The sequence below is a fragment of the Parafannyhessea sp. LCP19S3_B1 genome (assembly GCF_052121955.1).
Taxonomy (GTDB): domain Bacteria; phylum Actinomycetota; class Coriobacteriia; order Coriobacteriales; family Atopobiaceae; genus Parafannyhessea.
The window spans coordinates 64,642-77,129 of record NZ_JBQKDH010000004.1 but is presented as its reverse complement, the minus strand read 5'-3'; the positions used below and the strand labels follow the sequence as shown (position 1 = coordinate 77,129).

Below are 12,488 nucleotides of genomic sequence, written 5' to 3'. Positions count from 1 at the left end.
CTTAAGGAACGCAAAGACTCTTTACAAACGCGCTCCCGGCGAAGCGGAAGCCGCGCTATGCCCAGCCCTTGCCGTCGGAGCCGAAGTCCCTGATGAGGCCCTCGGCGGTCTCGACGATGGCGTCGAAGCCCGGCTTCAGGAACTTGCGCGGATCGTAGTTCTTGCCCTCGAGGTCCTTGCCGCTCTCGACGTACTTGCGCATCGCAGAGTGGAAGGAGAGCTGGAGCTCGGTGTTGATGTTGATCTTGGCGACGCCCAGGGAGACGGCCTTCAGCACCTGCTCCTTGGGGATGCCGGAGCCACCGTGCAGGACGAGCGGCAGGTCGCCGGTCTTCTCCTGGATGGCGGCGAGCTGGTCGAAGTTCAGGCCCTTCCAGTCCGCGGGGTACGGGCCGTGGATGTTGCCGATGCCGCAGGCCAGGAAGTCGACGCCCAGGTTGGCGATGGCCTCGCACTGCGCAGGGTCGGCAAGCTCGCCCTCGGCCGTGACGCCGTCCTCGGTGCCGCCGATGCCGCCGACCTCGGCCTCGATGGAGAGACCCTTCTGGTGGGCAAGCTTCACGAGCTCCTTGGTGCGCTCGATGTTGGTCTCGAACTCGGGCTCGTGCGAGCCGTCGTACATGATGGAGGTGAAGCCGGCGTCGATGCACTTGAAGCAGTCCTCGTAGGAGCCGTGGTCAAGGTGCAGGGCGACGGGGACGGTAATGTTCATGGACTCGACCATGTCGTGCACGACGTCGGACACGACCTTGAAGCCCTTCTGCCACTTGGCAGCGCCCGAGGTGCACTGGATGATGACGGGGGACTGGGTCTCCTCCGCCGCGGTGAGGATGGAGCGGGTCCACTCGAGGTCGTTGGTGTTGAATGCCGCGATTCCGTAGTGGCCGGCCTTTGCGGCCTTGAGCATGGGTGCAGCGTTGACGAGCATGTGTACCTCCATATGACGTGATGGACGTTCCCACTTAGGACATATTACAGCGAAATTACGGCCCCGTGTCGCAGGGCATGGCACCGTATGCAGATTTTGGTGGTAGACGCGCCCGGTTGACGCTGATTCGAATGCATTTCGTGAAGTTTGGCCCGCGGCGCGGTCGATGCCTATAGTCGGGTATCCAAGAGCTAGGCGGGCACCCGTTGCCGAGCCCGCCCGCGCTCCACGCAACGCGGTCGGCAACAAGAAGGAGACTTCCTAAGTGGCATTCGATCAGCAGGGTCGACAGGTCGACCAGACCATGTCCCAGGGCAGGACCTCCGTCTATGGGACGCAGCGCTACCAGCAGCCTCAAGGCGCAACGCAGGGCCAAGGCACGCAGCGGTACCAGCCGTACGGGCAGGGCCAGGCGCAGCAGGGCCAGGCGCAGCAGGGCCAGGCGCAGCCAGACGCGGGCGAACCGCAGAAGAAGGGCGTCCTGAGCGAGTTCTCGGGGTCGGCCGTGATCGCGAGCGCGCTCGCGGCGGTCACGTCGTTTGCGCTGCAGTCCAAGATCGGACTCGCGGGCTCCATCATCGGCGTGGGCGTCGCCGCGGCGGCGACCACCATCGCGTCGCAGGTGTACAAGGGCATGCTCAACGCGTCCGCGCAGAAGCTGAAGGACCTTTCGGACCAGGCGCCCGCGACGGACGACGCATACGGGGTCACGCGCGACCTGCGCGCGAGCTCCGGCACCACGCAGGCGTGGGCAACACCCGTGAGCCTGGACGACGCCGCGAGCGAGGCCGGCGTCGCGGACTCCGGCACGCCCATCGCGCCCCAGAGCGTGCGCGACGCGGCACAGAGCCGCAAGGGCGCCCTCATGCGCAAGCGCATGGCCATCGTGATGGTGGTCGCGGCCGTCGCCGCGGTCCTGGTGTACGCGCTCATCGTGAACCTCGCGACCGCGGGCCAGGGCATCGGCAGCACGGAGCCCATCGTGGCGACGAGCAGCCAGGGCCAGGACGACCAGCAGTCGCAGGACGCAGACGCCAAGAAGGACAAGGACACGCAGTCGCAGCAGACGAAGGGCACGACGGACGGCGCAGAGCAGGACGGCAAATCGTCCGGCGCCACGTCCGGCACCACGTCCGGCTCGAAGGACTCCTCCGGCACCACCACGGGTGGCACCTCCGGCTCGAAGGACTCCTCCGGCACGAGCGGCACCTCGGGTGACAACGCCAATGGCACCTCCAATTCTGGCACGGGCGACTCCGGCACCGGCACGAGCGACGGCACCTCGGGCAACTCCGGAACGAGTGGCGACTCCGGCACAACGGGAGACTCCAACACGGGAACGACGGACTCCAAGGGCACGTCCGGCACCACCACGTCCGGAACGTCCGGCACAAGCGGCGCCACGACGACCACGAGCGGAAACTAGCGACGCGACCAAAGGCCAGCCGGCCGGCCGCACTTTCGATATAGTTAAATATATATAAGCGACCGACGGCACGCATGGGAAGCCGCCGGCATCGGGCGCCCGAGGGGGCGCCCGACGTATGGAAGGGAACCACATGGAACGACCGAACGCCTGGCTCGACTACACGGAGGAGCAGCTGCAAGACCTCGACCGCGTGTGCGAGGGCTACAAGCGCTTCATATCTGACAACAAGATAGAGCGCGAGGTGTGCGCCGCCTCCATCGAGCAGGCCCGCGCCGCCGGCTACCGCGACCTCGAGGAGCTCGTGGCCCATGGCGTCGCCCTCAGGTCCGGCGACAAGGTGTACGCCTCGAACCACGGCAAGGGCGTGCTCCTGGTGCATCTTGGCACCGAGCCCCTGGAGAGCGGCCTCAACATCCTGGGCGCCCACATCGACTCGCCGCGCCTGGACGTGAAGCAGAACCCGCTGGACGAGAAGAACGAGCTCGTCACGCTCGACACCCACTACTACGGTGGCATCAAGAAGTACCAGTGGGTAGCCATCCCCCTCGCCATCCACGGCGTCGTGTGCAAGAAGGACGGCTCCACGGTGAGCGTGTGCGTGGGCGAGTCCGCGGACGACCCGGTGTTCTGCGTGTCCGACCTGCTCATCCACCTGTCGAAGGACCAGCTCTCCAAGACGGCGTCCGAAGTGATCGAGGGCGAGCTGCTGGACGTGATCGTCGGCAACCGCCCCGTAAAGGTCGAGGGCGACGCGGGCGAGAAGGGCGAGGGAGGCGCCGCGAAGTCTGCCGTCAAGGCCGCGGTGCTCGATCTTCTCGCCCGCGAGCTGGGCATCGACGAGGAGGACCTCCTCTCCGCCGAGCTCGAGGTCGTGCCGGCAGGCCCGGCGCGCGACCTTGGCCTCGACCGCTCGCTCATCCTGGGCTACGGGCAGGACGACAGCTCGTGCGCCTACCCCAGCCTCGTGGCGCAGCTCGAATGCGAGGCGCCGGAGCGCACCGCCGTCACGATCCTGGTTGACAAGGAGGAGATCGGCTCCGTCGGCGCGACGGGCATGACCAGCCGCTTCTTCGAGGACGCCATGGCCGAGGTCCTAGACCTGGCCGGCGAGCGCGGCCCGCTTGCGCTTAGACGCTGCCTGCGCAGGTCGCGCATGCTGAGCTCCGATGTGAGCGCCGCGTACGACCCGAGCTACGCGTCAGTGTTCGAGCCGAAGAACTCCTGCTACCTGGGACACGGCCTCACCTTCAACAAGTACACCGGCAGCCGCGGCAAGTCTGGCTCCAACGACGCGGACGCGGAGTACGTCGCGCTCATCCGCCGCTGCATGGACGATGCCGGCGTGCACTTCCAGACGGCGGAGCTCGGCAAGGTGGACGCGGGCGGCGGCGGCACGATCGCCTACATCCTGGCCAAGTACGGCATGGACGTGATCGACTGCGGCGTGCCGGTGCTGAGCATGCACGCGCCCTGGGAGGCAACGAGCAAGGCCGACGTGTACGAGGCCTACCGCGGCTACAAGGCGTTCCTGGGCCTCAGGTAGGGCCCGGCCGGGCGGCCGGGAGCGCGACTCTGACCGCCCGCGGCCGCCCACCCGCCAAGTTTCCTATCAATTGTCTGTTTATCCTGCTAGGCGCACATTCGCCACACGCTGCCCACCTATACTCGGGCCTATCTGTTTACTTGACGTCTACGGAGAATTATGTCTGCACTGAACATCCTGTTTGCCGCCGTGGCGTTCGCGACAGCCGCGGTGGTGGTCTGGCTTTGCGTGCGCTGGCACCGCCTGAGCAAGACCGAGGGCTACAAGAGGCTGTCCGCCCGCACGTACGCGTGGTGCCTCTCGTTCGCCATCATTCCCGTCGCGTTTGGCGTGCTGTGCCTGATGGACTACTACAAGGGCAGCCCGCTCGCGCCGTTTCTGCTTGCCGCGGCCACCATCATCTGCGCCATGGCGACGCTCCATCGCGAGAACGGCAAGACGTTCCTGCGCACCGCGCGCGACTTCGTGAGTGCGTACGCACCGTGGGACTCCCGCCCGCGCAAGATGCGCGCGCCGCGCTTCCTGAGCGCGCCCGCCGCCCGCATCCGCAAGGCGCACGCCGCCCGCAAGGCGCGCCGCGACGAGCGCCTCTCCGCGCGCGAGGCCTCCGACGGCAAGCCGTCCGCCGCACGCGCCTGGCTGCACGGCACGTTCGCGCCGTGGGCGAAGACCGACCTCGTGCGCCTGGCCGTCGCCGCCCTCTTCGCGTTCGTCTCGCTCGAGATCTGCTGGCACGTCAACCTGGTGTGGATGAACTTCCTCAGCCGCCTGATCGACTGGGCCATGGTCCTTCTTGCCATGGGCGCGATGTACTTCCTGTTCCAGCGTCGCAGCTGGGGCGCCATCGCCGTGGCCGTCGCGCTGTACGTCCTCGGCATCGTGGAGTACTTCGTCGTGGTGCTCAAGGGCTCCGTCATCCAGGCCGGTGACATCTACGCGCTCGGCACCGCGGCGGCCGTGTCCGACGGCCTCAAGTTCGACTTCGGCGGCACGGTGCTTCTGGGCGCCATCGCCCTCGACCTGTGCTTCCTCGCGCTCCAGCGCATCAGCCCCGTCGTGAGGCGCTCCGCCGTTGGCCTGGACTCCCCCGCCGATGCCAGCGAGGCAGCCGCGCCCGCATCCGCGAAGCCCGCCACCGCGGGCGAGAAGGACGCGGTCCCCTCCGCCGCGACCGCACCCTCGCGCCGCACCGGGCACAGGGTCCTCGGCGTCGTTCTGAACGTCCTTCTCGCCTGCGCCTGCGTCCTTGGCGCGTGGGGCACCACCCACGCCGCGTACGCTTGGACGCAGTTCTTGGGCACGAAGTTCTGGCAGCCGGTCGTGGCGTACTCCGACCACGGCTTCCTCACCAGCTTCTTCAGCATGTGGTACGGCATGCCCATCGAGGTTCCGCGCGGCTACTCGCAGCAGAAGGCCAAGAGCATCGAGAAGAAGCTCGCCAAGCAGTACGACTCCTCGGATTCCGCGAAGACGTACGCGCGTGCGAAGGCGCAGTTCGACCAGGTGAAGCCCAGCGTCATCTTCGTGCAGAACGAGACGTTCTCGGACCTCTCCAAGTTCTACGACATCGGCTACACCGGCTACACCGGCCCGGAGTACTTCAACTCCATGAGCGACACCCTCTCGCGCGGCGTGCTCAACGTCTCCGTCGTGGGCGGCGGGACGTGCAACTCTGAGTTCGAGTTCCTCACGGGCAACTCCATGGCGTACGTGGGCACGGGCAAGTATCCGTACAACCTGTACAACTTCTCCAAGGTCAACAGCCTCGCCAAGCAGTTCAAGAGCATCGGCTACGGCACGGCCGCCATCCACCCCAACATCGCGTCCAACTGGAACCGCGACAAGGTGTACCCGCAGCTGGGCTTCGACCAGTTCCTTGACATCAACGACTTCCAGGGCGCGCCCGTGTTCCACAACGGCGTGACCGACCTCTCCACGTACCAGAAGATCCTTGAGCTGATCCAGGGCTCTGACAAGCCCATGTTCATCACGGACATCACCATGCAGAACCACACGGGCTACGACAAGAACAACATCCCGGCGGACCGCCTTACCAACTACCAGCTCAAGAACGTGAGCGCGTACGAGAACGCCGAGTTCAACGAGTACGTATCGTGCATCAAGGCGTCCGACGAGGACCTGAAGACGTTCATCCAGGAGCTGCGCCAGCTGAACAAGCCCGTCGTGCTCGTGTTCTACGGCGACCACCAGCCCAACATCAGCTCCAACTACCTGAACGACTCCGTGTACCCCAACGAGGACAAGAGCTCGCTCTCGCACCAGCTGCGCGCCTTCAAGACGCAGTACTTCATCTGGGCAAACTACGACGTGGCCGGCACGCCCGCCAAGAGCACCAACAAGGAGATGAGCATCGGCTACCTCAGCAGCTACATGATGGAGCTCATCGGCGCGCCGCTGAGCAACCACCAGAAGGCGAACCTCCAGACCATGCTCAAGATGCCGTTCCTCACCCTGATGGGCTACTCCGACACCAACGGCACGTGGCGCGAGTCCTCCACCGAGCTCACGGACCCCTCCGTCAGCGGCGACTCCGCGGCGGCGAAGGCCTACCGCAACCTCGACATGGTGCAGTACCTGGAGTTTGGCTCCAAGGTAAAGCACTAGCGAGAAGACCCCGGGCGCGGGGCCGGCACACGCCCGGGGTCCCCGGGAGCCTCGCCACGCCCCACTCGCCCGCACGCACCCCACATGCACCTCGCACGCACGCACCCCGCACGCCACATGGCATGCGGGGTGCACTTTTGGGGTACGTGCTCAGCCCAGAAGCCCCAGCACTTCTCGCTTGCAGTCCAGAAACGCCGGAGTGAGGGCAAACTCCGCGGCGGAAACGTCGCCCTCCGGCCGCGGCACCGCCACCTCCGCCGCGATGGTGCTGGGCACGCCGGAGCGCGGGTCGCCGCGCAGCACGTAGATGCGGTCCGCCATGGTCACGGCCTCGTCCACGTCGTGCGTGATCGCAAGCGACGCCATGCCCAGCTCGCGCGACATGCCGCAGTACCAGCTGCGCATGTCCGCGCGCGTCAGGGCGTCAAGCGCGCTGAACGGCTCATCCAGAAGCGTCACGTCGTTTCCCATCAGGTAGGTGCGAAGGAACGCCGCTCGCTGGCGCATGCCGCCGGAAAGCTCGCTCGGCCACATGCGCTCCGTGCCACGGAGCCCAAAGCGCTCAAACAGCGGCTCCGCCTTCGCTCGGGCGTCGCGCGCCGGCATGCCCGCGATCACCAGCGGCAGGCACACGTTGTCCAGTATGCGCTTGCTCGGCAGAAGCAGGTCCTTCTGCAGCATGTAGCTCACGCGACCAGGGTGGCCGGTCACGTCCTCCCCGTGCAGAAGGACGCGCCCCTCCAGCGGCCGGGTCAGACCGGACAGCGCGTGCAGGATGGTCGTCTTGCCGCAGCCGGAGCGACCGACCAGGCACACCACCTCTCCGGCGCCCACCTCAAGGCAGACGTCCCTTGCCACCACGTGTTCGCCCTCGTCCCAGCTCAGCGTCAGGTGTCGCGCCTCCAGCGCCGGGGCGCCCGCGGCCGCGCCGGCCGCGTCCTTCTCGCCCGTGGGCGCCCCCTGCGCGGGGACGCCGTCAACCGCAGCAGTGGCCACTATGCCTCCAGGTAGTCCATGGTCCAGCCGGAGTTCTCGTCCAGCTTGTTCTCGACCAGGTTCTTGTCGTTCAGCCACTTGAAGTACGTGTCCCAGCGCGACTTGTCGATCACGCCCCAACTCTTCGCGTCGGCCTGGTACTGCTTTGCCAGGTACTTTGCGGATGCCTGCACCAGGTCGGAAGACAGCTCCGGCGCGGCGTCCAAAAGGATGTCGCCGGCGGCCTTTGGGTGCTTGATAGCATACTCGTAGCCGCGCTTCGCGGCGCGCACAAACGCCTTCACCACGTCGGGATACTTCTTCGCGAAGTCGTCGTTCGCCGCAATGACCGGGGTGTAGAAGTCGAACACCTTGTCCATGTCCACAAAGCTGAAGTAGTTCACGTCGTAGTGCTGGACCTTCGCGTTCTGCACCGCCCAGCCCTCGTACACCCACACGCAGTCGAACATGTTGGCCTTCAGGCCCGCGACCTCGTCGTCCACCTCGTACGGCACCAGCTTCAGCTTGGAATAGTCGCCGCCGTCGGACTCCATCACCTGCTTGATGGTGGCCTGCTCCACGGGCATGCTCCACGTGGCGTACGTGTGCCCCTCCATCTTCTTCGCAGAGGTGATGCCGTCGGCCTTGCGGCTCATAATGCCAGACGTGTTGTGCTGGATGATGGCGGCCACGGCCTCGATGGCCACGGGGTTCTTCGAGCTCAGGGCGTTGGCGATGTAGTCCTGGTAGCTCACGCCCAGCTGCGCCTGGCCAGAGCCGATCATGGCCTCCGCCGTGCCGTCCGCGGGCTGTACCACCTTGACCGTGAGGCCCTCGTCCTTGAAGTAGCCCTTCGCCTGCGCCACGTAGATGCCCGTGTGGTTGGTGTTGGGGGTGTAGTCCAGGCAGAACGTGATCTTGCGCGCGGACTTCGGCGCGGACTTCGCGCTCGAGTCCTCCCCCGCGCTCGCGGACGCGTCGCCCGAGGCGCCCTTGTACGCGCCGCAGCCGGCAAGCGTCGCCGCGGCGGCAAGCGCGCCGGCGCCCTTGATGAAGTTGCGACGGCTCATGTCGCGCTCGAACGCCGCCTTGTGCTCCGCAAACGTGTACGGGCGAGAAGCGCCGCGCATCTGGTTGGCACGCTGCTTGTAAGACATCAGTCTTCCTTCCTTTCGGCACGCTTCCAGGGCATCGCGATGCGCTGGAGCCAGTCGACCAGCCCCATGAGGGCCAGCGACAGAACGGAGATCAGTATGATGACCGCGAACATGCGGTCGTATGCAAACGACTTGCGGACGCGCGTCATGTAGACGCCCAGCCCGCTGAACCCGCCGAGCCACTCCGCGATGACCGCGCCCACGATGGCATAGGTGGCGCTTATGCGCAGCCCGCTGAAGAACTGGTCGAGCGCGGCCGGCATCTTCACCTTCCAGAAGATCTGCCAGCGCGAGGCCCGCATGGTGCGCATGAGGTCTATCAGGTCCGGGTCGACGGAGCGAAATCCCCCCACCAGGCTCACCGTGATGGGAAAGAACGTGGAGATGACCACCAGCACCACCTTCGGCGCAAGGCCGTAGCCAAACCACAGCACCAAAAGCGGCGCGATGGCCACGGTCGGGATGGTCTGGCTCACCGTGACGATGGGGTCGAGCGCCAGGCTCACGGTCTGGAAGCGGTCCATCAAAACCGCGACCACAAAGCCCACGCCCGTGCCGATGACCAGGCCGAGCGCGGCCTCCGTCAGCGTCGCCGCGGAGTGCATCGCCAGAAGCGACGCGTCGGCCACCAGCGCGTACACCACCTGCACGGGGCTGGGCAGCAGGAAGTTGGGCACGATGCCAAACGCCACCACCGTCTGCCACAGCGCAAGGATGCACGCCACCGTCAGCGTGGGCACCGCGACCCTGCGCCTGCGCGCGCGCCGCTCCCGGCGCTCGCGGGCACGGGCGCGTTCGCCCCCCGCCACGCCTTCCTGCAAAGAAGCGCCGTCCTTCTCGCCCGCGGGCGTCCCCGTGGCCACAGGCTGGGGCTTGCCTGCAGACGTCTTGGGACGGGCGCAGGCCTGCGCCGTGGACTCGCCGGAGTCGGGCTGCACCTACGCCACCTCGGACTTCGCGTGCGAAAACTCGCTGTCGGTGGGATGGTACTTGCCGATCTTGTGGTCGGTCGACATCACGTCGCCGTCGGGGCGGTAGTCGATCTTCGCGTACGTCATCATGTGGCGGCAGCCGGCCTTCGCGGCCACAAGCTGGCAGTTCTTCAGGCACTCCATGCAGGCGTCGTAGTCGCCCTCGATCGCGGTCTCGAACGGGCCTACGAAGTAGTCCAGCCCCGTCGAGTCGATGTAGGCGATCACCTGGTCGACCGCGGAGCAGGTCTCGTCGTCGGTCGTGGCGTCCATGGGCAGAAACTGAATCGCGACGGAACAGTTCATGCGCCCTCCCTTCCGGGCGCCAAAAAGGCACCCACGTATCCGTAGGTGCCCGAACATGCGGTGCTCTGGTCCCTACGCCGGCATTACCCGGATCAGGTTATTGGGTCAGGGCCGCGTTGGGCCCATTCTCAGCCGGCGTGCGCCAGCTCCCCTGTCGAGTCGTAATGGTAGCACTCATCCCCCTCGGCCGCGACACCACGTCGCGTCATCATCACGGCTCGTGGCGCTCGGGAAAACGGCGGGTGTCGCGCAGCACGCACATGAACTCTTTCGCCATCGGCATATACGTGACCTCGGTAATGATGAACGGCGTAATGCCCGCCCTCAGGCATTCCTTAAACATCACGAGTCTTCCCACACGACCGTTTCCGTCGGAAAACGGGTGTATTCGCTCCAACTCCCTATGGAAGCGAACGATGTCCTCAAACTGGCGCACGGACTTGCCCTCGTAGGAATCAATGAGGTCGCCCACCAGGTGGGGGACGTCCTCCGGCGAGGCAGTCTCGACGTCAGAGACGGCTCCCCCTATAACGTTGGAGAACTTCTTGAACTCCCCCACCGCCATGACAGGATTCGCGGCATCCGCGGTGCCGCTCTTCAGAATGCGATGCATTGCGCGCAGATAGTATGGGCCCAACGGCTCGTTCCAGGTATCCAGAACATGGTCGAACGCTCGAAAGTGGTTTCGCGCCTCCACGATGTCGTCCACCGCCGCAGTGCCCGAGAACGTTGCCCTGTCAAAAAATCTGAACCGTCTGGTCATGAGTCAGGGTCGAACCCTCGATATGGTTCATGCGAGCACACCAGCAATTTACAACTTATACAAGTCTATCGAAACACGTAAGATGGCCGTCTTCCCACGCGAGAAGAACAGCCGCCCCAGCTGTCAGCACATGCCAACCTCACCTACCTGACGCGCAGCACGGCGTCGCCCTCCCCCGCGCGCTCGACCTCCCAGCGGGTGCTCGTCGCCGCGTCCAGCAGCGCCGCGTCGTGCGACACAAGCAGCAGTGCTCCCGGAAATCCCGTAAGCAGCTCCTGGAGCGCCTGCGTGGAGTGCAGGTCCAGGTGGTTCGTGGGCTCGTCCATCACGATGAGCGCCGGCTTGTCCAGCATGCCGAGCGCGAGCATCAGCTTGCGCAGCTCACCGGGGCTCGGCTCCCCGCCCTCGAGCAGGCGCGCCGGGTCAGAGTTCAGTCGCGCCACGATGCCGAGCACGAAACCGCGCTCGTCTGGCAAGAGCTCGCCCAGCCGATCAAGCGCGACACGGCGCTCCGCCTCCGCAGGCTCCTGCGGCACGTAGCAGCACGGAACGCCGGGATCGAGCCTCGCCATCACATGGCGCACGAGCGTCGTCTTCCCGCTGCCGTTTGCGCCCACAAGGGCCACGTGCTCCGTGTTGCCAATGGTCAGGGCCGGCACGCGCAGCACAGGGGCCGCCTCGCCGGCGACCGCGCCATCTTTCTGCACGCCGCCAGCGGACGCGCCGGCAGATGCACCACCGTCAAGCGGGAGCACGCCCGCCGCAGCGCGAAACAGCACCTTGCGCGCACTGGGTTGCACGTCCATCCACACGCTGCCGTCATAGCGTCGCTCCACAAACGTCGCCTCGGCCGCGCGCTCCGCGCGCTCCAGGCGCGCAGCCGCCACGGCGCGGGACCGCCCCGCGACCCCGTCCTTGCCCGTGACCACGGCGCGCCCGATCTTCTCGCGCGTGTCATGGTCCCGGGGGTCCACGCCGCGAAGGCTCCGGCGCGCCGCGGACTGCTCCGCCCGCTGGCGGCGGCGTTCCGCCTCTCGACGTATGCGCGCAGCCTCCGTCCGTGCGACGTCGCGGGCATGGGAGGCCTCTGCTCGTTCGCGCTCCTCCTGGGCGGCACCCTCGCTCCACGTGCCCGGGCGCATGACGGCGCCACGCGGCCCCATGAACAGGCAACGCCCGCACAGAGCGTCCAGCAGCTCGCGGTCGTGAGAGATCAGAAGGCCGATGCCGCGAAACTCCGCAAGAGCGCCCATGATCGCACGGCGCGTGGGGGCGTCCACGTGGTTGGTGGGCTCGTCCATCACCAGCAGGTCAGGGCGCTCCCACAGCGCCACGGCCACCTGAAGGCGCTTGCGCTGGCCGCCGGAAAGCTCGTCAAAGCGCCACGGCCAGTCGTCCTGCACGCCCAGGCGCGCACGCAGGCGCACGGCGTCCGCGGCGTAGTCGCACGCGAACTCAGCCAGGCGCGCAGGCGCCATGTTCGCGTCCTGCTCGCACATCGCGCACACCAGGCCATGCGTGAGCGTGCCCTCGCTTGGCGCAAGCTGACCGCACACCACGCGCGCGAGCGTGGTCTTGCCGCAGCCGTTGTCGCCCACGATGCCACACCACCCCGGCACCAGCGCAAGGGTAATGCCAGAGAGCACGGGCTCGGCCGCGCCAGGGTACGTATAACCAATGTTGGTGAGATTCATCTGCAAGGTAGGCCTCCTCACGAGGCCGACCGCCGGGCGCAGGTGCAACGCCCCCGCCCAACGCGGGCGAGAAGGACGTGCATTCCAAGAAGAGCGG

The 12,488-nt window shown here is 66.5% G+C and carries 10 protein-coding genes and 1 riboswitch; of the genes, 3 read left to right on the top strand and 7 right to left on the bottom strand.

The features are described 5' to 3' along the window. Nucleotides 1-55: 55 nt before the first annotated feature. Nucleotides 56-928 carry a class II fructose-1,6-bisphosphate aldolase gene (gene fba, locus ACTQWE_RS02780; protein ID WP_170103314.1) on the bottom strand — a complete coding sequence of 291 codons (873 nt, stop codon included), beginning with the start codon at nt 926-928 and terminating at the stop codon, nt 56-58. Between the two features lie 265 nt (nt 929-1,193). Here fba and ACTQWE_RS02775 point away from each other — a divergent pair, with 265 nt between their 5' ends. The 3 genes from ACTQWE_RS02775 to ACTQWE_RS02765 all read left to right on the top strand — a co-directional run bounded on the left by ACTQWE_RS02775 (nt 1,194) and on the right by ACTQWE_RS02765 (nt 6,525). After that, nucleotides 1,194-2,354, top strand: a complete 1,161-nt coding sequence (locus ACTQWE_RS02775; protein WP_441856655.1) for a hypothetical protein — start codon at nt 1,194-1,196, stop codon at nt 2,352-2,354. Between the two features lie 133 nt (nt 2,355-2,487). Further along, nucleotides 2,488-3,900 (top strand): aminopeptidase, encoded by a 1,413-nt coding sequence (locus tag ACTQWE_RS02770; RefSeq protein WP_441856656.1) that lies wholly within the window; start codon nt 2,488-2,490, stop codon nt 3,898-3,900. A 159-nt stretch (nt 3,901-4,059) separates the two neighbouring features. After that, nucleotides 4,060-6,525 (top strand): LTA synthase family protein, encoded by a 2,466-nt coding sequence (locus ACTQWE_RS02765; RefSeq protein WP_441856657.1) that lies wholly within the window; start codon nt 4,060-4,062, stop codon nt 6,523-6,525. A 150-nt stretch (nt 6,526-6,675) separates the two neighbouring features. Here ACTQWE_RS02765 and ACTQWE_RS02760 read toward each other — a convergent pair whose 3' ends face one another. From ACTQWE_RS02760 to ACTQWE_RS02735, 6 genes are all read right to left on the bottom strand, one after another. Continuing rightward, a complete protein-coding gene (locus ACTQWE_RS02760; RefSeq protein ID WP_441856658.1) occupies nt 6,676-7,521 on the bottom strand; it encodes an ABC transporter ATP-binding protein in 846 nt (281 codons plus the stop codon). Continuing rightward, nucleotides 7,521-8,570: an ABC transporter substrate-binding protein gene (locus ACTQWE_RS02755; RefSeq protein WP_441856699.1), complete on the bottom strand. Its 1,050-nt coding sequence runs from the start codon at nt 8,568-8,570 to the stop codon at nt 7,521-7,523. Before ACTQWE_RS02755 ends, ACTQWE_RS02760 begins: the two co-directional genes overlap by 1 nt. Before the next feature lie 86 nt (nt 8,571-8,656). After that, nucleotides 8,657-9,397 carry an ABC transporter permease gene (locus ACTQWE_RS02750; protein ID WP_441856700.1) on the bottom strand — a complete coding sequence of 247 codons (741 nt, stop codon included), beginning with the start codon at nt 9,395-9,397 and terminating at the stop codon, nt 8,657-8,659. Between the two features lie 198 nt (nt 9,398-9,595). Next, nucleotides 9,596-9,934, bottom strand: a complete 339-nt coding sequence (locus ACTQWE_RS02745; RefSeq protein ID WP_173455458.1) for a thiamine-binding protein — start codon at nt 9,932-9,934, stop codon at nt 9,596-9,598. 52 nt (nt 9,935-9,986) lie between these two features. Beyond that, nucleotides 9,987-10,097: riboswitch (TPP riboswitch) on the bottom strand. 48 nt (nt 10,098-10,145) lie between these two features. Further along, nucleotides 10,146-10,571 carry a Fic family protein gene (locus ACTQWE_RS02740; RefSeq protein WP_441856659.1) on the bottom strand — a complete coding sequence of 142 codons (426 nt, stop codon included), beginning with the start codon at nt 10,569-10,571 and terminating at the stop codon, nt 10,146-10,148. Between the two features lie 269 nt (nt 10,572-10,840). Beyond that, nucleotides 10,841-12,391 carry an ATP-binding cassette domain-containing protein gene (locus tag ACTQWE_RS02735; protein ID WP_441856701.1) on the bottom strand — a complete coding sequence of 517 codons (1,551 nt, stop codon included), beginning with the start codon at nt 12,389-12,391 and terminating at the stop codon, nt 10,841-10,843. Nucleotides 12,392-12,488: the final 97 nt, after the last annotated feature.